This is a genomic window from Glycomyces mayteni, from assembly GCF_042428885.1.
GTDB classification, from domain to species: Bacteria; Actinomycetota; Actinomycetes; order Mycobacteriales; family Micromonosporaceae; genus Glycomyces; species Glycomyces mayteni.
Genome location: NZ_JBHMBP010000001.1, coordinates 372,820 through 397,543, shown reverse-complemented (window position 1 = coordinate 397,543; position 24,724 = coordinate 372,820). Strand labels below are relative to the sequence as shown.

General features: G+C 70.7%; 29 protein-coding genes. 21 read left to right on the top strand and 8 right to left on the bottom strand.

Translation table 11 applies throughout. The annotated features are described in order from the left end of the window. Window positions 1–17: 17 nt before the first annotated feature. Both ACFFXY_RS01885 and ACFFXY_RS01880 read right to left on the bottom strand, forming a co-directional pair. Window positions 18–1,175, bottom strand: coding sequence for an RNA polymerase sigma factor (locus ACFFXY_RS01885; RefSeq protein ID WP_382347330.1), 1,158 nt, complete (start codon window positions 1,173–1,175; stop codon window positions 18–20). Continuing rightward, complete coding sequence (locus ACFFXY_RS01880) at window positions 1,175–1,591, bottom strand: YciI family protein (RefSeq protein ID WP_382345326.1); 417 nt, start codon at window positions 1,589–1,591, stop codon at window positions 1,175–1,177. The genes ACFFXY_RS01885 and ACFFXY_RS01880 overlap by 1 nt, the downstream gene beginning before the upstream one ends. Before the next feature lie 215 nt (window positions 1,592–1,806). Here ACFFXY_RS01880 and ACFFXY_RS01875 point away from each other — a divergent pair, with 215 nt between their 5' ends. Next, a complete protein-coding gene (locus ACFFXY_RS01875; RefSeq protein WP_382345324.1) occupies window positions 1,807–2,211 on the top strand; it encodes a hypothetical protein in 405 nt (134 codons plus the stop codon). Window positions 2,212–2,267: 56 nt separating this feature from the next. Here the strand turns inward: ACFFXY_RS01875 and ACFFXY_RS01870 are convergent, their stop codons facing one another. Together ACFFXY_RS01870 and ACFFXY_RS01865 are read right to left on the bottom strand one after the other, a co-directional pair. Then, window positions 2,268–2,471: a cold-shock protein gene (locus ACFFXY_RS01870; RefSeq protein WP_359945815.1), complete on the bottom strand. Its 204-nt coding sequence runs from the start codon at window positions 2,469–2,471 to the stop codon at window positions 2,268–2,270. A 266-nt stretch (window positions 2,472–2,737) separates the two neighbouring features. After that, window positions 2,738–3,097 carry a hypothetical protein gene (locus tag ACFFXY_RS01865; protein WP_382345322.1) on the bottom strand — a complete coding sequence of 120 codons (360 nt, stop codon included), beginning with the start codon at window positions 3,095–3,097 and terminating at the stop codon, window positions 2,738–2,740. 131 nt (window positions 3,098–3,228) lie between these two features. Here ACFFXY_RS01865 and ACFFXY_RS01860 point away from each other — a divergent pair, with 131 nt between their 5' ends. From ACFFXY_RS01860 to ACFFXY_RS01835, 6 genes are all read left to right on the top strand, one after another. Next, window positions 3,229–4,338 carry a TetR/AcrR family transcriptional regulator gene (locus tag ACFFXY_RS01860; protein ID WP_382345320.1) on the top strand — a complete coding sequence of 370 codons (1,110 nt, stop codon included), beginning with the start codon at window positions 3,229–3,231 and terminating at the stop codon, window positions 4,336–4,338. A gap of 384 nt (window positions 4,339–4,722) precedes the next feature. Further along, window positions 4,723–5,049, top strand: a complete 327-nt coding sequence (locus ACFFXY_RS01855) for a YbaB/EbfC family nucleoid-associated protein (protein ID WP_382345318.1) — start codon at window positions 4,723–4,725, stop codon at window positions 5,047–5,049. A gap of 2 nt (window positions 5,050–5,051) precedes the next feature. Continuing rightward, window positions 5,052–5,375 carry a hypothetical protein gene (locus tag ACFFXY_RS01850; protein ID WP_382345316.1) on the top strand — a complete coding sequence of 108 codons (324 nt, stop codon included), beginning with the start codon at window positions 5,052–5,054 and terminating at the stop codon, window positions 5,373–5,375. Further along, window positions 5,375–6,457 carry a WXG100 family type VII secretion target gene (locus ACFFXY_RS01845; protein ID WP_382345314.1) on the top strand — a complete coding sequence of 361 codons (1,083 nt, stop codon included), beginning with the start codon at window positions 5,375–5,377 and terminating at the stop codon, window positions 6,455–6,457. The genes ACFFXY_RS01850 and ACFFXY_RS01845 overlap by 1 nt, the downstream gene beginning before the upstream one ends. After that, complete coding sequence (locus ACFFXY_RS01840) at window positions 6,454–7,014, top strand: hypothetical protein (protein ID WP_382345312.1); 561 nt, start codon at window positions 6,454–6,456, stop codon at window positions 7,012–7,014. The genes ACFFXY_RS01845 and ACFFXY_RS01840 overlap by 4 nt, the downstream gene beginning before the upstream one ends. A 136-nt stretch (window positions 7,015–7,150) precedes the next feature. Beyond that, complete coding sequence (locus tag ACFFXY_RS01835; protein ID WP_382345310.1) at window positions 7,151–7,552, top strand: YbaB/EbfC family nucleoid-associated protein; 402 nt, start codon at window positions 7,151–7,153, stop codon at window positions 7,550–7,552. A 63-nt stretch (window positions 7,553–7,615) separates the two neighbouring features. Here the strand turns inward: ACFFXY_RS01835 and ACFFXY_RS01830 are convergent, their stop codons facing one another. Continuing rightward, on the bottom strand, window positions 7,616–8,680 hold the full coding sequence (locus ACFFXY_RS01830; protein WP_382345308.1) for an LLM class flavin-dependent oxidoreductase: 1,065 nt from the start codon (window positions 8,678–8,680) through the stop codon (window positions 7,616–7,618). Between the two features lie 102 nt (window positions 8,681–8,782). Between ACFFXY_RS01830 and ACFFXY_RS01825 the strand changes: the two genes are divergently transcribed. The 5 genes from ACFFXY_RS01825 to ACFFXY_RS01805 all read left to right on the top strand — a co-directional run bounded on the left by ACFFXY_RS01825 (window position 8,783) and on the right by ACFFXY_RS01805 (window position 13,299). Then, entirely contained in the window at window positions 8,783–9,814 is a 1,032-nt protein-coding gene (locus ACFFXY_RS01825) for an aldo/keto reductase (protein WP_382345306.1), read from the top strand. Between the two features lies 1 nt (window position 9,815). Continuing rightward, on the top strand, window positions 9,816–10,610 hold the full coding sequence (locus tag ACFFXY_RS01820; RefSeq protein WP_382345303.1) for an NADPH-dependent oxidoreductase: 795 nt from the start codon (window positions 9,816–9,818) through the stop codon (window positions 10,608–10,610). A 126-nt stretch (window positions 10,611–10,736) separates the two neighbouring features. Further along, window positions 10,737–11,939: a sulfotransferase family protein gene (locus ACFFXY_RS01815; RefSeq protein ID WP_382345301.1), complete on the top strand. Its 1,203-nt coding sequence runs from the start codon at window positions 10,737–10,739 to the stop codon at window positions 11,937–11,939. Window positions 11,940–11,989: 50 nt separating this feature from the next. Further along, the gene (locus ACFFXY_RS01810) at window positions 11,990–12,592 is read left to right on the top strand and encodes a sulfite oxidase-like oxidoreductase (RefSeq protein WP_382345299.1); all 603 of its coding nucleotides are present in this window, start codon (window positions 11,990–11,992) and stop codon (window positions 12,590–12,592) included. Beyond that, window positions 12,589–13,299 (top strand): ferredoxin reductase, encoded by a 711-nt coding sequence (locus ACFFXY_RS01805; protein ID WP_382345297.1) that lies wholly within the window; start codon window positions 12,589–12,591, stop codon window positions 13,297–13,299. Before ACFFXY_RS01810 ends, ACFFXY_RS01805 begins: the two co-directional genes overlap by 4 nt. A 12-nt stretch (window positions 13,300–13,311) precedes the next feature. On the opposite strand, the gene ACFFXY_RS01800 is transcribed toward ACFFXY_RS01805, so the two are convergent. The 3 genes from ACFFXY_RS01800 to ACFFXY_RS01790 all read right to left on the bottom strand — a co-directional run bounded on the left by ACFFXY_RS01800 (window position 13,312) and on the right by ACFFXY_RS01790 (window position 14,322). Further along, window positions 13,312–13,542: a DUF4287 domain-containing protein gene (locus ACFFXY_RS01800; protein ID WP_382345295.1), complete on the bottom strand. Its 231-nt coding sequence runs from the start codon at window positions 13,540–13,542 to the stop codon at window positions 13,312–13,314. A gap of 97 nt (window positions 13,543–13,639) precedes the next feature. Then, window positions 13,640–13,921 (bottom strand): DUF1905 domain-containing protein, encoded by a 282-nt coding sequence (locus ACFFXY_RS01795; RefSeq protein ID WP_382345293.1) that lies wholly within the window; start codon window positions 13,919–13,921, stop codon window positions 13,640–13,642. 23 nt (window positions 13,922–13,944) lie between these two features. Continuing rightward, complete coding sequence (locus ACFFXY_RS01790; RefSeq protein WP_382345291.1) at window positions 13,945–14,322, bottom strand: DUF1761 family protein; 378 nt, start codon at window positions 14,320–14,322, stop codon at window positions 13,945–13,947. A gap of 79 nt (window positions 14,323–14,401) precedes the next feature. On the opposite strand from ACFFXY_RS01790, the gene ACFFXY_RS01785 reads away from it, so the two are divergent. From ACFFXY_RS01785 to cas2e, 9 genes are all read left to right on the top strand, one after another. Beyond that, on the top strand, window positions 14,402–15,034 hold the full coding sequence (locus ACFFXY_RS01785; protein WP_382345289.1) for a TetR/AcrR family transcriptional regulator: 633 nt from the start codon (window positions 14,402–14,404) through the stop codon (window positions 15,032–15,034). 430 nt (window positions 15,035–15,464) lie between these two features. Continuing rightward, window positions 15,465–18,332, top strand: a complete 2,868-nt coding sequence (gene cas3, locus ACFFXY_RS01780; protein WP_382345286.1) for a CRISPR-associated helicase Cas3' — start codon at window positions 15,465–15,467, stop codon at window positions 18,330–18,332. Then, window positions 18,329–19,963: a type I-E CRISPR-associated protein Cse1/CasA gene (casA, locus tag ACFFXY_RS01775; RefSeq protein WP_382345284.1), complete on the top strand. Its 1,635-nt coding sequence runs from the start codon at window positions 18,329–18,331 to the stop codon at window positions 19,961–19,963. Before cas3 ends, casA begins: the two co-directional genes overlap by 4 nt. Continuing rightward, a complete protein-coding gene (gene casB, locus ACFFXY_RS01770; protein WP_382345282.1) occupies window positions 19,960–20,679 on the top strand; it encodes a type I-E CRISPR-associated protein Cse2/CasB in 720 nt (239 codons plus the stop codon). Before casA ends, casB begins: the two co-directional genes overlap by 4 nt. A gap of 2 nt (window positions 20,680–20,681) precedes the next feature. Beyond that, the gene (cas7e, locus tag ACFFXY_RS01765) at window positions 20,682–21,791 is read left to right on the top strand and encodes a type I-E CRISPR-associated protein Cas7/Cse4/CasC (RefSeq protein WP_382345280.1); all 1,110 of its coding nucleotides are present in this window, start codon (window positions 20,682–20,684) and stop codon (window positions 21,789–21,791) included. After that, window positions 21,791–22,489, top strand: a complete 699-nt coding sequence (gene cas5e, locus ACFFXY_RS01760; RefSeq protein WP_382345278.1) for a type I-E CRISPR-associated protein Cas5/CasD — start codon at window positions 21,791–21,793, stop codon at window positions 22,487–22,489. Before cas7e ends, cas5e begins: the two co-directional genes overlap by 1 nt. A 1-nt stretch (window position 22,490) precedes the next feature. Then, window positions 22,491–23,168 carry a type I-E CRISPR-associated protein Cas6/Cse3/CasE gene (gene cas6e, locus ACFFXY_RS01755; protein WP_382345276.1) on the top strand — a complete coding sequence of 226 codons (678 nt, stop codon included), beginning with the start codon at window positions 22,491–22,493 and terminating at the stop codon, window positions 23,166–23,168. Continuing rightward, entirely contained in the window at window positions 23,168–24,160 is a 993-nt protein-coding gene (gene cas1e / locus ACFFXY_RS01750; RefSeq protein ID WP_382345274.1) for a type I-E CRISPR-associated endonuclease Cas1e, read from the top strand. Before cas6e ends, cas1e begins: the two co-directional genes overlap by 1 nt. After that, window positions 24,160–24,516: a type I-E CRISPR-associated endoribonuclease Cas2e gene (gene cas2e, locus ACFFXY_RS01745; protein ID WP_382345272.1), complete on the top strand. Its 357-nt coding sequence runs from the start codon at window positions 24,160–24,162 to the stop codon at window positions 24,514–24,516. The genes cas1e and cas2e overlap by 1 nt, the downstream gene beginning before the upstream one ends. The last annotated feature ends 208 nt before the right edge of the window (window positions 24,517–24,724 follow it).

Here is a 24,724-nt window from a genome sequence, read left to right as displayed (position 1 = left end):
GCGGAGCCTCCAGCGGCTCAGTCCGACCGCGCCCGGTTCAGCCGTGCCGCCTGCTTGAGCAGGTGGGTCATCTCGGCCGAGCTGGGCGCGGTGCGCGCCGCGGCCGCGTAGGAGCGCGCCGCCGCTTCGAGGTTCCCGGCCCGCTCGTGCAGGTACGCGGCGACCGCGTCGCGGCGCGGCAGGTTCGCGTCGAGCGATTCGACCAGGCGCAGTCCCGCGAGCGGGCCGTCCACGTGCCCGACCGCGACGGCCCGGTTGAGCGCCACGACCGGGTTGGCTGGCGCCAGTTCCACGAGTTCGTCGTACCACTCCAGGATCTGCGGCCAGTCGGTCTCCTCGGCGCTCGCGGCGTCGTCGTGCAGCGCCGCGATGGCCGCCTGCACCTGGTACTCGCCCAAGCGGTCCCGCACGAGCGCGCCCTGGAGCAGCGCCACGCCCTCACTGATCATCGCGGCGTCCCACAGGGACCGGTCTTGGAGCGCGAGCGGCACGAGCTCCCCGGCCGCGTCGGTGCGGGCGGCCCGGCGCGCGTGGTGCAGGAGCATGAGCGCCAGGAGCCCCGCGGCCTCGGGGTCGCCGGGGACGGACGCGGCGAGCTGACGGGTCAGGCGGATCGCCTCCGCGGCGATGTCGGCCTCGCCGCCGCCCGCGAAGCCGCGATCGAACATGAGGTACAGCACGCGCAGCACGGCGCGCACGTCCCCGGGCGCGGCGAACCCCGCGCCGACGAGGGTCTTCTTCGCGCGCGAGATGCGCTGCGCCATCGTCGATTCGGGGACCATGAACGCCTGCGCGATCTGCGCCGTCGTGAGGCCCCCGACCGCGCGGAGCGTCAGCGCGATGGCCGACGCGGGCGTCAGCGACGGGTGGCAGCAGCGGCTCAGCAGCAGGAGCGTGTCGTCGGCCTGCCCTGCCGGTCCCGGCGCGGGCTCGCGCCGGACTGCGACCTCGCGGAGCGCCCGCGCGGAGGCCGAGCGGCGCGCGTCGAGGAACTTGCGCCACGCGACGGTGACGAGCCACCCCTTCGGGTCGTCGGGGGCGTCGCCGTCCCAGCGCCGCAGGGCCTCCAGGAGCGCGTCCTGGACGGCGTCCTCGGCCTCCGCGAAGTCGGCTCCGCGGCGGACGAGGACGCTCAGCACCTGCGGGGTGAGGTCCCGCAGCAGGTGGTCACCGATCACGGGTACTCGACGGTCGAGGGCACGCCGTAGAAGGGCCGGACCTCCAGCCACTCGTGGAGCGGCTTCCCGTCCTTGCCCGGCGCCGCCGACAGCTCCGCGGCGGCCTCGTAGGCGCGCTCCTTCGACTCGACGTCGATGACCATCCACCCCGCGATGAGGTCCTTGGTCTCGGCGAACGGGCCGTCCGTCACCGGCGCCCTGCCCTCGCCGTCGTAGCGGACGAACGCGCCCTCGGGCGACAGCGCCTGCCCGTCGACGTACTCGCCGCGCTCGCGGAGCTTCTCGGCGAAGTCGTCCATGTACTGGAGGTGGGCCTGGATCTCCTCGGGAGTCCACTGGTCCATCATCGGGGCGGCGTTCGGGTGGGGCTGCGGTCCGCCGCGGTAGTGCTTGAGCAACAGGTACTTGGCCATGACTTTCCTTTCGCTGCGGCGGCGTCCCTCGCCGTCGACACCCCTGGGACGGTGCCGTCCCCCGGTTCTCGACATCCTGCCGCAGATTTCCCGGAACTTTTTCCCGACGGGGTTACGCCGCAGCGCTGAGGTGCGATTACGTCCCCGCGTTGATGCGCGGGCGCGTCGGGTGCCGCGACGATGGAGACATACGACACCTCTTGAAGGAGCCCGACATGAACGTCAAGCAGCACTGGACCCGCCCCGAGACCGCCGCCGTCGCCGGCCTGCTCGCGAGCGCCTCCGGCATCGCGGTCCTCTGGGCCGCGGGCATCGAGTTCCCCGTCTACCCGCCGCCCGGCATCGTCCTGCTCGGCACCGGCGCCGTCGCCTTCGCGGCCGTGCGGACCCGCGTCCGCTGGGCCTTCGCCCTCCCGATCGTCCTCGGCGCGTTCATCCAGGCCGGGTTCATGATCGAGGGGTTCACCGGCGGCGTCGGCTTCGCGAACCTCGCCGGGGACGCCGGGACCGCCGCCCAGATCGGCCAGGCCGTGCAGCAGCTCGGCGCGGTCACCGCGATCGTCGGGGGCGTCCTCACCCTCCGGGCCCGCACGGCGCGCAGGACGCCGCAGGCCGTGTGAAAGGGCATGAAAGCGGGGCGGTGGCTAGCAGCCACCGCCCCGCTTCCTCATTTCGCCTAGAGCACGCGAATGTTCGCGGCCTGGGGGCCCTTCTGGCCCTGCTCGATGTCGAACTCGACCTGCTGGTTCTCTTCGAGGTCGCGGCGACCCGTCCCCTGGATGGCGGAGAAGTGCGCGAACACGTCCGCAGAGCCGTCGTCGGGAGCGATGAAGCCGAAGCCCTTGTCGCCGTTGAACCATTTCACAGTGCCGGTGGCCATGTGTTTCTCCTCTTGTTCGGCGGACCGCCTGGGCGGTCCAAATTCCGCGCCGATGACGCCGGCGCGGAAGTCGGTGTAGGGGTGGTGGTCGGGGCATGCGGCGACCGGCCGCGGTAGTGAAACCGCGTGCCTCAGGGTGATCCGATTCGTCGTGACTCCGGACCGCGTGATCGAAAAGATTGGTCGCCTGATTCGTTCGAAGTGATGAAACGCCGCTCTGCCAACGTGCCGGCGGCGTTGAGAAGCTTGCCCGACCCTACACCAACTCAGCGGCGGGTCACCTTGTGCAGCACCTCTCGGCCCCGATCCGGCAGCTCAGAGGCCGCTGATATCAGCGCGTCCCGGGCGTCCTCCAGCTGATCGAGGGCCCGGCGGTACCCGCTGGCGGACTTGCGGCGGTCGTACGCGATCTTGAGGCCGACGACGGCGACCGCCGCGACCCCCGCCGCGACGAGCGCCACGACCACCGGGCTCACCCCGCGGCGGGGCTCCCAATCGTCGGGGTCGAGCAGCTCCTTCCCGTGCAGCTCACCGATGTCGGCGCCGTCGTCCGCCGTCAGATCGGCCATGCGGATGGCGTCCGCCTCGGCTCCGGCCTCGGCCGGCAGGTCCTTCTTCGCGCTCATGTGCTCGCCTCCTCCTCGGTGCGGCAGGATTCCCCGCGGGACGACCTGGGAAACCTCCGGGATGCAGTCCAAATGGCCGCGGCATCCGGATGCGGCCGTATCCTGAGCGCCGTCGGGCGGAGGAGCGAAACATGGCGAGACTCACACGAGTCCAGCAGCAGGCGCGCACCCGCGCCGCGGTCCTGGCCGCCGCACGGGCCGAGTTCACCGAGCACGGGTACGCGGGCGCGAAGGTCGACCGGATCGCCGACCGGGCCGACCTGACGCGCGGCGCCGTCTACTCGAACTTCCCGGGCAAGCGGGCGCTCTACCTGGCCGTTCTCGTCGCGATGGTCGAAGAGGGCGCCGCCGGAGCGAACGCGGCCGGCGAGGCCGCGGCCGCGGAGGCGGCCCCCGCTGCGTGGGCCGCCGTCCCGGAGGACGCCGCGGCCCCGCAGAGCGCCGAGGACGCCCTGACGCGCTTCGCCCGCGCCTGGCTCGACCGCCTCCCGCTCGCGGGCGACAGCGCCGCCGGAGGCCGCCTGCGGCTCCGCTCGCTCGCCGGGGTCCTCGACGGGGAGGGGCGCGACGCGCTCGCGCAGATCGCCCGCCTGGAGGCGCTGCTGCTCGCCGTCGGCCTCGAATCCTGCGAGGGCCTCCCCGGCCGCCGCGTGCGCCTCGCTGAGCTCGCCCTGACGCTCCTGAACGGCTCGGGGCTCCTCGCCGAGCTCGCCCCCGGCTTCGGCGACCCGCTCGACCGGGCCCGCGCCTGCGGGCACCTCGCCCGTCTCGACCTGGACGACGCCTGGAACCCCGCGCCCGCGCCGCCCGCAGAGCCGGGCCGCGAGATCCTCGCGCCCCTCGACGCCCCGCTCGACCTCGCGGGCGGCGGGCGCGTGGACCTCGGGGCCGACGGCGTGATCGCGGTCCTCGGGACCGCGCGGCTCGCCGCCGCCGAGGACGCGCTCCGCTCCACCGGGCCCGGCGAGCAGGCGACCGTGATCATCGTCGCAGCGGACGACGAGACGCGGAACCTGCTGCGGCTCAGACTCACCGACCTCACCTCCTGCCTGCGCCCGGTCCTCCCGGCCGACGCCTGGCAGGGCCTGCACGTCGTCCTCGACGACGGGACCCTCACGGCCGCAATCGGGATCGACGGCACCGCCGCCGACACCGAAGCGGCCCTGCGCGTCAGGGACGGCATCGTCACCGCCCGCGCCACCGGCCCCGGCGCCGCCCGCGCGGCCGCCGCGGCGGACTAGACCGGCGCACTTCGGCGGCCCCGGCCCCGGGTGTTCACCGATTCCAGATGACGTGATCATCCGGCGAGCGGCGTTACCGCTCACCGCTCTCACCTCCCGATCCGCTGGATGCGCCTGCGCTCCAGCCGATTGCGGCGCGGGCACGGCATGGGTAGTCTTGACGCGTCTTGACACCCTCTTGACGCAAAACAACAAAAACAGAGGTCATTGCAACGTAATAGCGATGAAATCTGTGTGAATCAAGGGTCCGTCAGAGAGTCGCCAAGGAGACGTCAACAGATCCGAATCGGACCGCCGACCGCAGTACGTTGGTCGCCGGATCCGCTCCCCCAGAGTGAAAGGCCCCCACCCTTGCCCTCCGTGTTTGAAGACCCCGAAGGCTATATGCGCGACTTCCAGGGGCGCATGGCCGCGATGGTCGAGCGCGCGTCGTCCCTCAACGAGGCCATGGCGACCGCCTCCGCCACGGCCGCGTCCCCTGACGGCGAGGTCGAAGTCACCGTCGCCGTCGGCGGCTCCCTCCAGGAGCTGCGCCTGACCCCCGCGATCAGGCAGATGTCCGCCCAATCGCTGGCGGAGACCATCAAGGCCGTCTACCGCGAGGCGGCCGAGGAGGCCGGACGCAACGCCACCGGCGCGCTGGCAGACGTGTTCGGCGAGGACAACGACCTGGTGCGCCAGGCGCGCGCCCGCACGCAAGGGGAGGACTGACCATGGGAGACGGCTTCAACGTCCCGGACCCGGCCGCGTTCGAGACACATGTGAACAATGTGGACTCCAAGGTGATCGGCCCGGTCGCCGAGTGCTACGCCGCCGCCGAGGCCAAGGGCTTCGGCTCCGTGCTCGACTTCGGGCTGGTCAACATCCAGTTCGCGGGCGTGGCGGCGGTCATCGCCGCGATCGCCACCAACCTCATCGAGTCCGCCCGCGAAGCGGCCCAGGAGACCACGACCCGCGTCAAGGCGACCTGCGACGCCTACCAGGAGTGCGACTCCTCGGTCGCCGAGACCTTCAACGTCTACATCAGGGGGAACTAGTGAACGACCTGATCGTCAACGACACCGCCGACGCCCCGCCCATGGGCGAGCTCGACGGCGCCCGCGCCCTCGCGAGCGCGCAGGACCTCCTGAACTCCGACTCCGGCCTTGAGTACGCGCTCAACGGGACCGTGGCCGCGCTCGACCTGCTCGCGTTCGTGGCGAACCCCTTCAAGGAGTTCCTCATGGCGGGCGTCGGATTCCTGATCGAGCACGTCGACTTCCTCAGGGAGCCTTTGGAGTGGGTCGCGGGCGACCCCGGGGCCATCAACGCCACCAAGGACACCTGGAACAACATCGCCGCCGCGCTCGACCAGGCCGGCGCCGACCTCCAGACCGAGGTCGCGAGCCTCTCGGAGTGGCAGGGCGACGCCGCCGAGGCGTACCGCACCCTCACCGCGGACTTCGGCAGCGCCATCCAGGGCGCGGGCACCGCGTCGAGCGTCATGGGCGGCTACATGATGGTCATGGGGATCTGGACCGCCGTGACGCGCGGCCTGATCCTGGAGCTGATCTGCGACTTCGTGTCGCGCGCGATCATGTACGCCCTCGCGGCCCTGGCCTCCTCGTGGATCACGCTCGGCGGCTCGTTCGCGGCGATGATCGGCGGGATCATCGCCGACGCCATGAGCGTCGGCGCAAAGATCATGAAGCACCTGACGAAGCTCGGCGACGCCATGCAGATGCTCAACACCCGCTTCACGAAGCTCAACGAGATCGTCGGCGACCTCGGCCGCGTCTTCTCGAAGTTCGCCGCCCCCAAGCAGATCAAGCTCGACTTCGGCTCCCTCGGGAAGAGCACGGGCCTGAAGTTCGACCAGCTGTCCAGTGTGATCAAGAACGACCTGCCGTTCCCGGGGAACGGCTACAGGTCGGGGTACCAGAGCGACATCGCCAAGGACGCGTACGACGTCATGGGCAATCTGTGGAGTTCGGGCAAGCTCAACGTCCCGGGCATGACGAGCGCCTACAACACCGATGTGTTCGGGAACGCGCTGGGCGACATGCTCACCGGCTACCCGATGACGGGTCTGAAGAGCCTGCTCGGCGGGACGCCGGGCGCGGTGCAGGACGGCGGATGACCGGTCTTGAGGCCGGCATGGTCGAACTCGGGGTGGTCGTCGGCGGGATCGTCTTCTGGCTGGCAGGCGTGGCCGCGGTGTTCTTCCGCGGGTTCGCCATCCCGGGCATCAAGCTCGACGACCTCCAATCCGAGGTCGCCGAGCGGCGGGGGCTGTTCACCCAGCTCCCGCCCGACGACCTTCCGCGGACCGAGGCCGAGCTGCGCGAGAGAGTGATCCGCAACGAGGTCGGAGTGCTGGCCTCTTCGCTCGGCAAGGAGCGCCTCTTCATCATCTGGGAGGCATGGAGGAACGATCCGGCCTTCAAGGCCGAGGTCATGGAGCGCTACCGCGAGTTCTACCCGCCGCGCCACACGTACGTCGCGCTGCTGCTCGGCGGCGTCTGGGACGCGGTGTTCCTGGCGTCACCGCTGCGGGACGCGCTCGTGCCGGAGCAGGTGGGGGTCCTCACGGCCGTCTGGGTCCTCGTCGTACCACTGTGGATCGCCTTCGGGGCGATACTGGTGATGGAGGCATGGAAGACCGCGGCCCGGCGCCGGAAGGCGAAGGTTTTGTGAAACCGGAACGCGGCGGAGGGGTGGTCGTCATGCGCAGGCCCACTCCTGTTCACCCGCAGCGCAATAGCATTGTCCAACTACCTCGCGGGGGAGCGGTCTCCGTTCCCGAAGGGCCGCGTGAGAGCAAGGAGAGCAAGTGAGCGAGACCCCCGAGCATGCGGAACCGGCCGAGGCGTTCGACCTCGCGGCCTTCATGCGGGACTTCGAGCGTCGGATGGGCGTGCTGCGCGGGGAAGCGGCGTCCGTCAAGCACCTCGTGGACGCGACCAGCGTCCGCCTCGTCTCCGACGGCGGCGAGGTCGCGGTGACCGCGAGCATCGACGGCAAGCTCGTCGACGTCGAGTTCCTGCCGCCCGCGGCGAAGCTGGCCCCGGTCGACCAGGCCGCGTTGATCATCGAGACGTACGAGCGGGCCGCTGACGCGGCGCGCGAGCGGACCGGCGACGTGGTCGCGGGCTTGGTCGACGAGTCGGCCCGCGCCCGCGAACTGGCGCGCCGCCTCGTGGAGGAGACGCGCGAGCGCAAGTCCGAGCAGTAGGCACCGCCGCGAACCGAAGGCCGCCAGGCGCATCCGCGCCCGGCGGCCTCGCCGTGCCGGGGGTCAGTCCCGCAGGAGCGGGAGGAGCTGGTCGCCCTGCCGCTTGATCTCCTGGAGGTACGGAGTGTCGGAGAGCACGAAGTGCGTGATGCCGAGCTCCTGGTACTTGCGCAGGGACGCCGCGACGTCGGCGGCGGAGCCGACGAGCCACGTGGTGCCCGCGCCGCCGCCCCCGAACTTCCCGGGGGCCGTGTAGAGGTTGTCGTCGAGGACCTCGCCGCGCTCGGCGAGGTCGAGGAGGCGCTGCTGCCCGACCGCGGTGCGGCGGTGGGCGTCGCGCAGGTACTCCTGGTTCCCGGCGGCCATGGTCGCCACCTTCGCCTCGGCGTCGGCCCACGCCTCCTCGGTCGTGTCGCGCACGAACGTGGTGATGCGCAGCCCGAATTCGAGGGGCTTGTGCTCGCGGCCGACCTCCTCGCTGAGCTTCTTGAGCCGCTCGATGCGCTCGCGCACGCCGTCCAGGGGCTCGCCCCAGAACAGCTGCACGTCCGCTTCGGCGGCCGCGACCCGTTCGGCCGCTTCGGAAGCGCCCCCGAAGTACAGCTTCGGGTGGGTTCGCTCGCCGCGGACGACGGGCCGCAGCTCCAGCGCAGAGTCGGTGACGGAGAAGTGCTCGCCCGCGTAGGTGACGCGCTCCTCGGTCCAGAGGCGCCGCACGATCTGCATGAACTCCCTGGTGCGGGCGTAGCGGTGGGCCTGGTCGCCCTCGCTGTCGCCGTACGCGGCGAGGTTGTCCTGCCCGGAGACGATGTTGACGAGGACGCGGCCGCCGGTGAGGTGGTCCAAGGTGGCGGAGGCGGACGCGAAGTTCGCGGGGCGCCAGTAGCCGGGGCGGATCGCGATGAGGGGCTTGAAGGTGGTGGTCCTGGCGGCGAGCGCGGTGGCGACGGTGAACGTGTCGGGCCGGCCCCAGCTCGTGCCGAGGAGCGCGCCGCCCCAGCCGTGGTCCTCCAGGGCCTTGGCGTGGCCGGTGAGGGTGTCCAGGCTGTTGTGGCCCTCCACGGCGTCGTCGCCGCGGTGCCCGGGGCGGGCCTGGTTGGGGATGTACCAGAGGAATTCGGCGCTCATATGTCTCCTCGCAGGGAATTCTAGTTCTCCTATCAAGCTAGTATAGTTTCTGGCGGAGCTACCATCCACCCGTCACCGCTCACTGTTGAAAGGGCGTACACCGTGTCATACGGCGCATTCGAGACGACCCACGCCGCCGCCGAGGACCGCTACGAGCGCCTCGCCTACCGCCGCGCGGGCCGCTCCGGCCTCGACCTGCCCGCGTTCTCCCTCGGCCTGTGGCAGAAGTTCGGCACCGACCACCCCTACGAGACGCAGCGCTCGATCATCCTGCACGCCTTCGACCTCGGCATCACCCACATCGACAACGCCGACCGCTACGGGCCGCCGCACCGCGCCGCCCAGCAGGTCTTCGGCCGCGTCCTCGCCAAGGACCTCGCGCCGTACCGCGACGAGCTCGTGCTCTCCACCAAGGCGGGCAACCCGATCGGCCCCAGCCCCTACCTCAAGGGCGGCTCGCGCAAGTCGCTGCTGAACTCCCTGGAGCACAGCCTGCGCGACCTCGGCACCGACTACGTGGACGTCTTCTACCACCACCGCGCCGACCCGACCACGCCCCTGGAGGAGACCGCCGGGGCCCTCGCCGACGCCGTGCGCCAGGGGAAGGCCCTGTACGTCGGCGTCTCGAACTACAGCCCCGAGCAGGCCCACGAGATCGGGGAGCTCCTTCGCGCGCAAGGCGTGCAGCTCCTCGTCCACCAGCCCCGCTACTCGATCTTCGACCGCACCCCCGAGCGCAGCGGCCTCCTCGACACCGCCGCGGCCGACGGCTTCGGGCTCGTCGTCTACTCCCCGCTCGCGCAGGGCCTCCTGACCGACAAGTACCTCCAGGACATCCCGTCCGGGGCGCGCGCCGAGAACAGCGCGTTCCTCAAGCCCGACGTCATCGACGAGGTCTACCGCACCCGCGCGGCGGCCCTGAACGACCTCGCGAAGCAGCGCGGGCAGTCGCTCGCGCAGCTCGCGCTCCAGTGGGTCCTGCGGCGTCCCGAGGTCACCTCGGCGCTCATCGGCGCCAGCTCGACCTGGCAGCTCGACCACAACGTGCAGGCCCTCGACTTCCCGGCGCTCACGGACGAGGAGCTCGCCGTCGTCGACGAGCACGGCGTCCACGGCACCGGCCTGGGCCTCTGACATGTCCGTCACCGAGCGGTACGGCGACCCGGACGCGCGCCTGGGCGCCGTCAACGACACCGTGCGGATCCAGCTGGCGCACCGCTCGGTGCGCCGGTTCGGGCCGCGCGAGGTCACCGAGGACGATCTGACGACCCTCGTGGCCGCGGCGCAGTCGGCGCCCACCTCCTCGAACCTCCAGCCGTGGAGCGTGGTCGCGGTCCGCGACCCCGGCCGCCGGGCCCGCCTCGCGCACCTGGCGGGGGAGCAGGCGTTCATCGCGCAGGCGCCGCTGTTCCTCGTCTGGATCGCCGACCTCGGCCGCGCCCGCCGCCTCGCGGCCCGCCGCGGCACGGACGTGCACGCCGCGGACTACCTGGAGACGACGCTCATCGGATTCATCGACACGGCTCTGGCCGCGCAGAACGCGGTGACCGCCGCGGAGTCCCTCGGGCTCGGCTCGGTCTTCGTGGGCGCCATCAGGAACCGTCCCGAGGAGGTCGCCGCGGAGCTGAAGCTCCCGCCGCACACCGTGGCCGCGTTCGGCTTGGCTGTGGGTGAGCCCGACCCGGCCGAGGCGGCGGGCGTCAAGCCGCGCCTGCCGCAGGCCGCGGTGCTCCACCGGGAGCAGTACGGCGAGGGCGCGGACGCGCACCTGGACGTCTACGACGAGCGCCTCGCCGCCTACAACGCCCGCTACGGCCTGAAGGGGAACTGGACCGACCGGGTCCTGGCGCGCCTGCGCGGACCGGAGTCGATGGGCGGGCGGCACAAGCTCCGCGCGGTCCTCGAATCCTTCGGACTCCCTTCGCGCTGAAGGGGAGAGGCCGTTCTCGCACCGGGGTGAGAACGGCCTCAGTGGATCGTCGCCCTTGATCAACTTCGCTTGGCGTGCGAGGATTCGCGCGAGACCCCCTTGTCCCCTCCCCGGAAGGACCGTCCCGTGCGACGCGTATCCCGCCTGGTCGTCCCCATCAACGCCACCATGCAGTCCTCGATGCGGCGCCAGACCGCCGACGTGGACGGCTACTTCGACAAGCTCGTGCGCCAGGCCGAGGCGGCCTCCGGCGGCAGCGCCGCGGGCGACGAGGAGTTCCTGGAGGGGTACCGGTTCCTGCTCCGCCAGGTCGCCAAGGTCCGCACCATGTCCCCCCTCGGCTGGACCGGTTTCACCGCCGACCTCAAGGGCCGCATGACGAACCGCTTCCGCGTGCGCCGCCTCGTGGCCGAGCACCCGGAAATCCTCGACGAGCCGATCGAGCGCCCCATCGTCGTCACGGGCATGCCCCGCACGGCGACCACGCTGGCGCACAAGATCCTCGCCTTCCCCGAGGGCAACCGCGCGCCGCTCATGTGGGAGCTCCAGGCCACCGACCGCGCCGACATCGACCCGAAGATCCGCAAGCGCCGCATCAACGTCGCCCGCGCCTCGGCCCGCTTCGGCCACTTCTTCTCGCCGGTGCTGCCCGACATCCACGCGATGGAGCCGGAGTCGCCCGAGGAGTGCGTGTTCGCGATTCCCCACGGCCGCAACCAGCTCGTGACGTTCCGCATGCCCGGGTACCGCAACTGGCTCGACGAGCACGACTTCCTCGCCGACTACCAGTACTACAAGACGGTGCTCCAGGTCCTCCAGTTCGGCGCGCCCCGCCGCCGCTGGGTCCTCAAGTCCCCGTACCACCTTGAGCACCTCGGCGTCCTCATGAAGGTCTTCCCGGACGCGCAGATCGTGTGGACGCACCGCGACCCGAACACGGTCATGGGCTCCTGGTGCTCGCTCATGGAGACCGGCGTGGCCATCTGCAACCGCGAGTACGACCCGTACCAGATCGGCGAGGACTGGCTCGGGATGCTCTCGCGCATGGTCGACATCGGTCGCGACGTGCGCACCACCCTCGCCCGAGACCGCGTCGTGGACGTCTCGTACCACCAGCTCACCGCCAACCCCTACGAGGAGCTCCCGGAGATCTTCCGCCGCCTCGGCATGGAGTTCACCCCCCGCGACGAGCAGAACCTCGCCGACGTCCTCGCCCGCCCCGGCATGAAGCGCGGCCACGAGTACAGCCTCCGCCACTACGGCCTCGACCCCGACATGATCGACAAGGCGTTCGGCGACTACGCCCGCATGGTCCACGCCATGCGCTGATCGCGCGCCGCCGCCTCCCGCCCCGGCCTAGGATTGCGGCGGGAGGCGGCATGAACGCATTGACACCGGGGTTCCGCGGACGGCGGCGCACCGTGGACGACCGGGTGCCCCCGGGCCAGTACCTCACGGAGGACTTCCCGGTGCTCAGCGCCGGGCCGACGCCCTCGGTCGCGGCCGCCACCTGGACGTTCAGCGTCACCGCCGAGACCGGCGAGCGGCGCGAATGGGACCGCGCGCAGTTCGCGGCGCTCCCGCACGAGACGCCCACGGTCGACATCCACTGCGTCACGAGATGGTCGAAACTCGACACGAGGTGGCGGGGTGTCTCGGTCGACACGCTCCTGTCCGGGCTCGGCACGGACGCCGTCTTCGCGGTCGCCCACTCCTTCGACGGCTACACGACGAACATGCCGCTCCAGGACCTCCGCGGCGGCAAAGCCTGGGTCGTCACCGAGTACGAGGGCAAGCCGCTCCCCGCCGAGCACGGCGGCCCCGCGCGCCTGCTCGTCCCGCACCTCTACTTCTGGAAGTCCGCCAAATGGGTCTCGGGGCTCACCCTCCACACCGAGGACCGCCCCGGCTTCTGGGAGCGCGCCGGGTACCACGACTACGGCGACCCCTGGACCGAGCAGCGCTACCAGGAGGGGTTTTGACCGGCCTCTGGCAGCGCGCCCGCCTGGTCGAGCGCCGCACCGAGACCGCCACGGCCGTCACGCTGGTCCTCGCGCCCACGGAGTGGCCGGGCCACCTCGCGGGCCAGCACGCCGACATCCGCCTGACCGCCGACGACGGCTACACGGCGGTCCGCTCCTACTCGATGTCCGCTCCGGCCCGGGACGGCCTGGTGGAGTTCACGATCCAGCGCGTCCACGACGGCGAGGTCTCCATGTACCTCTGCGACGACCTCCCGATCGGCGCCGACGTCGAGCTGCGCGGCCCGATCGGCGGCTGGTTCGTCTGGCGCGAGACCGAGACCAGGCCGGTGCTGCTGGTGGCGGGCGGCTCGGGGATCGTCCCGCTGCAAGCGATGATCCGCCAGCGCCGTTTGTCAGGCTCCGAAGCCCGGTTCCGCCTGATCTACTCGGTCCGCACCCCGGCCGACGTCATCTACGCCGACGAACTCGCCGCCGCGGAGGACGGCCTCGAAACCGCGATCCTCTACACGAGGACCGCCCCCGCAGGCGCCTCCCGCCCGCCGTCCCGCATCACCCTCGCCGACCTGAAGGCCCACGGCTGGACCCCCGGCTTCGACCCGTCCTGCTTCATATGCGGCCCAACGGGATTCGTAGAGACCGCCGCAAAAGCCCTCGTCGCCATGGGCCACGACTCCCACAAGATCAAGACCGAACGCTTCGGCTGACCGCGCCGGGGCTCACTCGGCCCCGGTGTAGGCGGGCCACTTCCCCGGGTTGAGGTAGTACGCGACCAGCGCGTTCGCGTGACCGTGGCCGAGTCCGTGCTCGGCCTTGAGCCAGTCGACGAGCGCCTTGTGCCCGGTGATGCCGCTCCCGGCGATCTCGGTGAGCCACTGGTCGATCGACTTGCCGTAGGTCTTCTCGATCGAGGGGAAGTAGGTCAGCGGTCCTTTGGGCTGAGCGGCCATGATGCCTCCGGGGTCATAGTGGTCCAAGCGGTCGTTGTTGTAGACGAGACTCCCGCTCGGAACTCATCGCCCACCCGGAAACCACTTCGCCCGGCCGTCAGTTCAGGCGCTGGGTGAGGTGGACGGCGACCTCGTCGCCGTCGGTCTTGCCGATCTGCTTGCGGATCGCGGCGGCGACGGGGAGCTTGTGGGTGCCGTCGCCGAGGGCCATGAAGGCGCCGCGGAAGGGGACGCCGTCGATCGTGCCCTCGACCTTGACGAGGCCGCGGGTGCCGAACACGGCGGCGGAGTCGGGGAGCTGGACGCAGGTCCAGGTGTCTCCGGGACGCACTTTGCCGAGGGCGGCGGTGAAGTCGATGTCGAGCGGTCCTGCGGTCATGGTTCCTCCTCTGTTTTCGCAGCTTAGGCGAGCGCGCCGACGAGCGCGCCGATCACGGCCAGTTTCACGACCCAGTCGAGCGAGTGGAGCGCAGCGAGCGGGACCGGGATGCCCTCGTGGACGACGGCGCCGGTGAGGATGGCCGTGGGGAGCGCGCCGAGCGCGAGGCCGAGCAGCGCGCCCGCGCCGAGGCCGCTCCATCCGGCCGCGTGCATGAGGCCCGCGATCAGGCACGCGGCGACGAGGCTGCGGGCGAGGACGGCCGCCATCTGCGCCGCGACCGGCATGCCGGGGCGCGGGGTGCTGTGGCGCTGCACGTAGGCGGCGACCGGCGGCGTGCCGTAGAGGGCGGCGCTCCAGACGAACGAGGCGACCGTGGCGGCCGCGATGGCGAGGATCATGGCGAACTCCTTCAGTACTTGCCAGTACTGAATCAACGTAGCCTTTGTTTTCAGTCCCGTCAAGTACTAAAATGACGGCATGACCGACACCGCCCGCCGCCGCGGCCGCCCCTCCGGCAAGACCGGGGCCGACCTCATCGCCGCCGCACGCGAAGTGTTCCTCGAATCCGGTTACGCCGGAACGACAATGGACGCCGTCGCCGCCCGCGCCCAGATCTCGAAGGCGTCGCTCTACCGCGAGCACCCCTCCAAGGACGCGCTGTTCGCCGCCGTCGTCCGCGGCTGGGCCGAGGCGGGCCGCGACGCCATGCGCCCGCACCTGGAACGCCTGGTCGCGGGCGCCGACACCCGCGCCGACCTCATCACCCTGGCCGAGATCATGCGCGCGGGCGTCCTCAGCCGCGACGTGCTCAACATGCGCCGCCTCGTCACCGGCGAGGCCCGGCGCCTGCCCCACGTGGCGGCGAGCTACCTGGAGGAGAGCTGGGACCGCAACATCCGCGCCCTCGCCGACGCCCTCCGCGCCCTCGACCACCAAGGCCGCCTTGCCGTCCCCGACCCCCTCGCCGCCGCCGACCAACTCACCTGGCTCATCATCGGCGCCCCCCTCAACCGCCTCCTCCTCACCGACACCAACACCACCGACACCCCCGCCGCCCCAGTCGCAACCGCCATAGACCTCTTTCTCGCCGGCTACGGCCCTACGGGATGATCGGCCGCGGTTTGATTGCGTTATGCCAAGAACGGGCCGAGTCTGATGCAATTGCATCAGGCTCAGCTATGGGAATCCCCGCGGAAGCGGGGCCACCTACGATCTTTCGATCGACAAGGTGCTTAAGAGCGGCTCATACCCGCGGAAGCGGGTCAGGCCGAAGGGCAACCATCACTATTGCAGGATGCTGATGGTAATGAGTATGGATACCAGGGCACTGATTGCTGCTATGGCTATTATTCCAAGTACGAGGAGTAGGGCAAAGCGGTCGCTCATAAACAAATGTCCCTTCATTCACCCCCGTGACTACCACTCATGTACTGAGGTCGATAATAATCAACCTCTTAATCACTTTGCCGACCAAGGGCTCCCTATTCCGCTCTGCCATGATCTAATTTTGGCGAGTGACGTTGACGAGTGGCCTTGACTTGTGAGGTGCCCGTTGAGAATTGCCTGGAATGCGTCTGAATTCGACAGTGCCGTACTGACATGTTGGGGCAAGTCGTCCCATTCCGATGACGGCGCGTGGATGCCGTTGCACCGGCATTTGTCCGATACTGCGGCGGTCGCCCGTCATCTGTTCCACCGGTTCCTGCCTGACTCGGTGCGGCGGACCCTGGCCGCCGCGATGCCCGGCGGCGAGGAGGACGCCGCCGTGCTCTGCACCTGGCTCGCCTCCGTTCATGACATCGGGAAGGCCACACCGGCATTCGCGATGCAGGTGCCGTGGTTGTTCGCGGCCATGGAGGCGGAGGGGCTCACCGCGCGGGATCAGGTGAAGGCCGACCGGCGCCAGGCGCCCCACGCCACCGCCGGGATGCTCATCCTCGATCGATGGCTGGAGGACCAGCACAACTGGGATCCGCAGCGCACCAAGCAGATCAGCATCGTCGTGGGCGGCCACCACGGATTGCCGCCCGACGGGATGCAGTGCGAGACCGCCCTCTCCCGCCCCCACCTGCTCGGCTGGTCCAGGCACGACCACCCGCATTGGCGGCGCACGCAGTTCGCCCTCCTCGACTGGGCCGCCGAGTCGAGTGGTGCGGTCGACCGGCTCGGCGACTGGCGTCAGGTGAAGCTCCCCCAACAGGTGCAGGTGCTGCTCACCGGGCTCGTCATCATGGCCGACTGGATCGCGAGCAACCCGGCGCTCTTCCCGTACCGCACCGACACCGCCTTCGACCAGGCCCGCATCAGATCCGGGCTCGCCGAACTCGATCTCACCGCACCCTGGAACGCGGTCGTGCCCGAACCCGGCGAGCACCTGCTGAGCGCCAGGTTCGGCCTCCCGAAGCACTACCGGCTCAGGCCGGTCCAGCGCACCGCACTCGCCGAGGCCGCCGCCGCGCCCGGAGCAGGCCTGATGATCATCGAGGCCCCGATGGGGGAGGGAAAGACGGAGGCCGCACTGCTCGCTGCCGAGACGCTGGCGGCGAAGTCCGGCGCCGGGGGCTGCTACATCGCGCTGCCGACCCGAGCGACCTCCGACGCCATGTTCGACCGGACGCTCGAATGGGCCCGGCGCCTCCCCGACCGACGCGTTGAGCGGGGCGACCACAGCATCGCGCTCGCCCACGCGAAGGCATTCGCCAACACCAGGTTCACCCGGTTGTTCCATCGCGGAGCCGCGAGCGCCGTAGCGCAGGACGAGGCCGGGCACGGACCGGACGCCCGGCTCATCGCGCACTGGTGGATGGCCGGACGCAAGAAGACGATGTTCAACAGCTTCGTCGTCGGCACGATCGACCAGCTCCTGTTCGCCGCGCTCAAAGCGAAGCACCTCGCCATGCGCCACCTCGACCTCGCGGGCAAGGTCGTCATCATCGACGAGGCCCACGCCTACGACGTCTACATGGGCGTCTACTTCGACACCGCACTGGAATGGCTCGCCTCGTACGGCGTCCCCGTCGTGATCCTCTCCGCGACCCTCCCCGCCCGGCGCCGCTGCGAACTCGTCGCCGCATACGAGAAGGGACGCAACGGACCCCGGCCGCCGGCGGGACGACGCCGCCGCCCCGCGCCGACTCCCGCGGAACTGCATCCCGAGCTGCTCGGCGACATCGGCTACCCGGCGGTCATCACGGCCGGAACCGAAGGCCCCGTGCGCATCACACCGGTCGAGTCCTCGGGCCGCGCCACAGCGGTCGAAGTCCGCGCGATCAAGGACGACCCGGCGTCCCTGATCGGGATGCTGCAAAGGGAACTCGACGGCGGCGGCTGCGCGCTCGTCATCCGCAACACCGTCAAGCGCGTGCAGCAGACCGCCGAAGACCTCAGGGACGCGTTCGGGCCCAAACTCGTCACGGTCGCGCACTCCCGTTTCGCCGCACCCGACCGGGCCGACAAGGACGAGCTGCTGCGCACCCTGTTCGGCCCGCCCGACAACGGCCACAAGCGGCCCGCCACACATATCGTCGTCGCCAGCCAGGTCGCCGAGCAGAGCCTCGACATCGACTTCGACCTGCTCGTCACCGACCTCGCCCCGGCCGACCTGGTCCTCCAGCGCATGGGCCGCCTCCACCGGCACGAACGCCCCGAGCGCACCCTGCCCGCCCGCTGCTACCTCACCGGCGTCGACTGGGACGCCGAGACACCCGAGCCGGTCCCGGGATCGGTCCGCGTGTACGGCGCATGGACCCTGCTGCGGTCCGCCGCAGTGCTCCACCCGTACCTCGACGGCGGCCGCATGGTCATCCTTCCGGGGGATATCGCGCCCCTCGTCCAAACCGCCTATGGCACCATCGACATTGGACCCGAGTCCTGGCTCCCGGCCTTCGCGGCCGCCGAGGCCCAGGCGCAGGCGAAGCGGGCCGACCAACTCCATCGGGCGAAGACCTACCGGATCCAATCGCCTTCTGCCGCAGGCAGTCCCATACTCGGATGGCTGCACGGCGGCGACCCCCTCCAAGACGAAGAATCCCCCGAAGGCCGCGCCATGGTCCGCGACATCCCCGCCGACACCCTCGAAGTCCTCCTCATCGCCCGCGACGGCGACCACTTCACGACCCTGCCCTGGCTCAAACGCCACCGCCGCGTCGCCCTCCCGACAACCACCTGCCCCGACGACGACCTCGCGAAGGCCATCGCGGCGACCACCCTCAACCTGCCCGTCGAGATGTCCACGCCCGACGTCATCGACGCACTCGAACGCCGCCACCCCTGGCTCGACGCCTGGCAGTCCTCAAGGGACCTCGAAGGGCAACTCGTCCTCGACATCGACCCCGACGCCGGCACCGACCTCGCGGGCTTCCACCTCGACTACGACCGACACGACGGATTGCGGGTGCGCCGACTGTGACCCCACGCTTCAACCTCGTCAACGACCCCTGGATCGCGGTCCGACGCCTCGACGGATCGCCCCAGACGGTCTCCCTCACCGACTGCATCGGCAGCGCCGCGAACTACAGCAGTGTCACCGGCGACCTCCCGACCCAAGCCCTCCCGATCCTCCGCCTCCTCCTCGTGATCGTCCACGCGGCGACCGACGGCCCCGCCGACGGCGACGAGTGGCGCCGAATGTGGGAGTCGAAGCGCCTCCCCGCCGATCACGTCACCGGATACCTCGCCACGCATGCCGACCGGTTTGAGCTCTTCCACCCGGAGACACCCTTCTACCAGGTCGCCGACCTCACCACCAAGAAGACCGAGACAGGCCTGAACGCCTTCATCGCGGACGTCCCGACCGGGAACCCGAAGTACGCCACCCGCGCCGCAGAAGGCCTCGAACGCATCAGTTTCGCCGAGGCCGCGCGCTGGCTCGTCCACTGCCAGGCATTCGACCTCTCCGGTATCAAAGGCGCCGCGGACGGCGACCCCCGCGCCAGAGGCGGCAAGAGCTACCCGATCGGGCCCGGGTCCCTCGGCCGCCTCGGCGGCGTCTACGCCGAAGGCGACAACCTCGCCGAGACCATCCTGCTCAACCTCATGCCCCTGGACTTCCTCGAAACCGCCGGAACCCCCATCGACGGCGACCTGCCCGCCTGGGAACGCGATCCCCACGGCCCCGCGCCCGAGCACCGCGAACCCGAAGGCGCCCCGAACGGACTGCTGGACCTGTACACCTGGCAGTCCCGCCGCCTCCGCCTCACCACCGACGGGCAGTCCGTCACCGGCGCGGTCATCTGCCAAGGCGACCGCCTCGAACTGCGCGACCAATGGGCCGCGGAACCCATGACCGCATGGCGCCGCAGCGAGAACCAGGAGAAACTGCTCAAACTCGAACGGGTCTACCTGCCCCGCAGGCACGACCCCGACCGCGCCTTCTGGCGAGGCATCGCCGCGAGCCTCCCCGCCCTCTCGGCGGGCACCGCCGCGGGAGCGCGGTGGGCGCCTCCCCTGATCGCGCGGTGGATCGGCCACGCCCACGCCACCGGACTCCTCGAACGCGACCGGAAAGTCCACTACCACGCGGTCGGCCTCGCCTACGGCACCCAGGAAGCGGTCGTCACCGACCTCGTCGACGACCGCCTGACCATGGCCGCCGCCGTCTTCGACGCCGCCCGCCCGGAACTCGCCACCACCGTCGCCGACGCCGTCGCGGACGCCGACAAGGCCGTCCGCGCGCTCGCCGCCCTCGCCCGCGACCTCGCCCGTGCAGCGGGCGGCCGCGACGGCGTGGAAGGCGCCGGGACCGCCGCCGCCAGCGCCGGATACGCGGCGCTCGGCGCCCGGTACCGGACCTGGCTCGCCCTCCTCGACGCGGACGCCGACACCGACGCGACCCGCGCCGCATGGCAGGCGGCCGTGTGGGCCGAGGTCCGCGACGCCGCCGCCCGGCTCGTCCGATCCGCCGGCGAAGCCGCCTGGAAGGGGCGCGGCACGGGCGCCGACCGGGTCAACAGCGCCATCGCCGAGAACCGCTTCCGCCGCAACGTCTTCAAAGGCCTCCCGCGCGCCTTCGCCACCCCCATTGGAGCCACCGACCGATGACCGACACTCTCGAACCCGCCGTCCGCAAACGGCCCAGGCATTCCCGCGAGCCGGAAGCCCTCGGCAGGCACGTCGCGTCCGTCGTAGACGACCTCCAGCGGCGCTACCTCAGGCAGGCGCCCGCCGCGATCGCGGCCCTCGCGCAGCTCCGCCAGGCCGTCAACGCCGAACCCGGCACCGCCGGGCTCGATGCGGTCTGGCTGCCCGACGCCCTGATCGAACCGGAGCTCCGCTCCGAGCGCGCCGAGCATCCGCGCGCGACCCCCTCGGAGCAGGCGCTCCACACCGCCGTGACGCTCTTCGCGATCCACCAGCAGTCCCAGCGGGAGCAGCGCATGCACACCCCGGGCACGACGTTCGCCGTCGCATGCCAGTGGCTGGCCGCCGTCCGCGACAACGACGAGACCGTCCACCGCCGCTTCGCCGCCGTCGGCACCGCCGCGACCTATCCCGAGCTCGTCTACCACGTGCGCAACATGGTCACCCAGCTCCGCGCCGCGAAGATCGGGTTCGACTACGGGGTGTTCGCCGACGACCTCCGCCTCTTCCAGCGCGGGCCCGCGCTGGTCAGCGGCCTGACGGGGGCCGACCACGTCCGTGCCTTGTGGGGACGCGAGTACTGGCGCGCCAGCGCGGGGCCGGCCCGTCCCGCCGCGACCGATCCCGACGCCTCCGACGCCTCTGATACTGCCGACCCCTCGACTTCTCAGGAGTAGCCATGCCCCGCACCATCATCGAACTGCACGCCCTCCAGACCGTGCCTCCGGCGAACTTGAACCGCGACGACACCGGTTCACCGAAGACGGCCGTGTTCGGCGGGATGCGGCGTTCGCGCGTCTCCAGCCAGTCATGGAAGCGGGCGATCCGGCTCGACTTCCGGGAGACGCTCGACCAGGCCGACCTCGGCTGGCGGACCAAGCAGATCGTGAAGCTCGTCGCCGAGCAGGTCGAGGCGACCTCGGAGATCGGAGCCGAGGAGGCCCGCGACCTGGCCGTGAAGGCGTTCAACGAGGGCGGCGTCAAGGTCAAGATCCAGAAGAAGGGCGACGAGGTCGAGGAGTCCGGGTACCTGGTCTTCCTCAGCCGCAACCAGATTGCGAACCTCGCCGCCGCGATCGTCGCCGCGTCCGAGAGCGGCGGGAAGCTGGAGAAGAAGGCCGTCAAGGCGATCTTGAACGACCGCCACTCCATCGACGTCGCGCTCTTCGGGCGGATGATCGCCGACGACGCGTCCCTCAACGTGGACGCCGCCTGCCAAGTGGCCCATGCGATCAGCGTCCACCCCGTGGAGACCGAGTTCGACTACTTCACCGCTGTGGACGACGAGAAGGAGGACCAGGACGAGACCGGCGCCGGAATGATCGGCACGGTGGAGTTCAATTCCGCGACGCTCTACCGGTACGCGAACCTGGATGTGGACCTGCTCCGCGAGAATCTCGGCGACGACGCCGCGACCGCCCGGGCTGCGAAGGCGTTCGTGCGCAGCTTCGTCCGTTCCATGCCCTCGGGGAAGATGAACACGTTCGCGAACCGCACCCTCCCCGACGCGGTCCTGGTGACCCTCCGCGACTCGCAGGCGATCAACCTCGTGGGCGCGTTCGAGCAGCCGATCACGGAGGCCAACGGCCGCATCGAGCGCGCATGCGAGGAGCTGAAGAACCAGCTCGAAGCTGTCAACAGCACTTACAACGAAGCACCGCTGCACGTTTGGACGGTGCGACTGGGCGGGCGCACCAAGGCGCTCGGCGACACCGGCGAGCAGGTGGACCTGCAAGGGCTCCTGGACGGCGTCGAGGCCACCGTCGCCGCGCGGTTCGGCGGATCCTGATGGGCCGCAAGACCCTCAGGCTGCGGCTGGCGGGGCCGATGCAGTCCTGGGGCACCTCCAGCCGCTTCACCCGCCGCGCCACCGACGCGGCGCCGTCGAAGAGCGGCGTCCTCGGGATGCTCGCGGCCGCCAAGGGAGTGCGGCGAACCGAGCCGCTCACGGAACTGCTCGACGTGCGCTTCGGCGTGCGCATCGACCAGCCTGGCGCGCTGCTGCGGGACTTCCAGACCACGCGTCCGCTCGACGTTCCCGACGCCAACGCGACGCTCGCCGAGCGCTTCTACCTCACCGACGCGGTCTTCCTCGCCGCGGTCGAAGGCGACGGCGACCTGATCGACGACCTCGCAGAGGCATTGCGCCGCCCGAGGTTCCAGCTGTTCCTGGGACGCCGCTCGTGCCCGCCCTCGGACAAGATCCTCCTCGACGCGGTCGACCTCCCCTTGGGGCAAGCGATCGCGGCCCAGCCCTGGCTGGCGGCCAGGCACCACCGCCACCGGTGCCCGCCGCGCGTGGACCTTGAGGTCGTGCGGGACGCGCGTCCCGGTGAGCAGGGCGACGCGGTCCAGGACGTCCCGGTCAGCTTCGACCCGCGGCACCGGCGGTACGCATGGCGGCAGGTCGTACCCGACAGCGTCACTGTGGATAATCCCGAGTCGCGCCTTCGACGCCACGACCCCTTCGCCGTCTTCGAGGTCTGACATGTACCTGACCCGCTTCCGCTTCAACACGGCCCGCCGCGGCGCGCGTGGCCTGCTCTCCGGCCCGAACCGGCTCCATGCGGCCGTCCTCCACGGCTTCCCCGAACCCGAACGGCTCCAAGGGGACGGCGGCCGCATCCTCTGGCGGCTCGACGCGACCGCCCGCCACGACGCGGTCCTGTACATCGCCAGTCCCGAGGAGCCCGACCTCACCCACCTCGTTGAGCAGGCGGGTTGGCCCGCCCGCGGCACCGGCTGGGACACCCGGCCGTACGGGAAGCTGCTCGCCTCGCTCGACACCGGCCAGCGCTGGGCGTTCCGCTTGACCGCCAACCCGGTGCACTTCGCGCGCACGACGCCTGAGGGCCCGAAGCGGTGGCTGCCGCATGTGACCCCGGACCAGCAGCTCGAATGGCTGCTCGACCGTTGCGCCGGGCGGGGGTTCACCATTCCCGCGGGGGCCGACGGCGGCCCGAACGTCGCGGTGCACGACCGCACCTGGCTGCGGTTCACGAAGTCGCAGGACCGGCGGGAGGTGACGATTCGCGCGGTCACTTATGAAGGCGTGCTGGAGATCGGTGACGTCGAGGCGCTGCGGCATTCGCTCGTCCACGGCATCGGCAAGGCCAAGGCGTACGGCTGCGGCCTGCTGACCCTCGCCCCGCTCGGAGGCCGCTGATGGGCTCGATCCCCGGGGTGCCTCCTCCGGAGCTGCCGGACCTGGTCCGGGTCGAGGACCGCATGTCGTTCCTCTACACGGAGCGGAGCACGCTCGGCCGGGACGCGAACGCGGTCACGATCAGCGACGCGGCGGGCGTCGTGCCCGTGCCCGCGGCGTCGCTCGGCGTACTGATGCTGGGGCCGGGCACCCGCGTCACGCATCAGGCGATGCTCCTGCTCGCCGAGAACGGCTCGACCGTGATCTGGGTGGGGGAGTTCGGGGTCCGCTACTACGCCCACGGCCGGGCGCTCGCCGAGACAAGCCGCCTGATCGAGGCCCAGGCCCGCCTGGTGAGCGACCGTTCGCTGCGCCTCGGCGTCGCCCGCCGCATGTACGCGATGCGGTTCCCGGACGACGACGAGGTCTACGGTCTCACCATGCAGCAGCTCCGCGGCCGAGAGGGCGCCCGCGTGCGGGCCTGCTACCGGGAGCACTCGAAGCGCACCGGAGTTCCTTGGGGGGCAAGGAAGTACGACCCGGCGGACTTCGACTCGGGCGACCCGGTCAATCGCGCCCTGTCGGTGGCGCACTCGTGCCTGTACGGCGTGGTCCACGCGGTGACCGTGGCTCTGGGCGCATCCCCGGCTCTGGGTTTCATTCACTCGGGGCACTCGCGGGCGTTCGTCTACGACATCGCCGACCTTTATAAGGCCGAGGTGACGATCCCCGTCGCCTTCGACGTCGTCGCCGCGGCCCCGAACGACGTCTCCGCGGCGACCCGCCACGCGGTCCGCGACGCGCTCCGTTCCGGGAAGGTGCTGGCCCGATGTGTCAAGGACATCCGGGACCTGATGGCCGCGGAGGATATGGAACTCGACGGCGATGGCCGCGAGGACTACTGGATGCAGACGGCCGAAGTGCGGCTTTGGGACGAGTCGGGCGACGATGTCGCGGGCGGTGCGAACTACGACTCCCCTCTGCTTCCAGACGAGCCCGAGGTTCCGTTCTGATGACGGTGATCGTGCTGACCGCTTGCCCCGCGGGGCTCCGCGGGCACCTGACGCAGTGGATGCAGGAGATCGCAGCCGGGGTCTTCGTCGGCAAACTGAGCCGACGAGTGCGCGAGCGCTTGTGGACCAAGGTCTGCGAACTATCGACCGGAGGCCGGGCCCTGATGGTCTACCAGAACAGAAGCGAGCAGGGATACACCTTCGAGACCCACGATCACCACTGGGAACCAGTCGACTTCGACGGCATCACCCTCATGCGCCGACCCAGCGGAGGAGCAGCCACGGGCAGCAAACTCAAACCGGGCTGGAGCCGTGCCTCGAAGCGCCGAAAGTACGGAGGCAGAAGTGGCCGCTGACGACAATCCAACCTGCCAGAATCGCCGATCACCAACGAGGCCACAATGGTCAGTGATCGAACTGCGCACTGTGCGGCCCCGGCACCCCTGATGAGGAAGCGCAAGCCCCGCACCCGCGGGGATGAGCCTCCATGTCGTCCTGCAAGGCGGCCGGGCGCCATGCAAGCCCCGCACCCGCGGGGATGAGCCCCTCGGCTCCGGCGCGCCG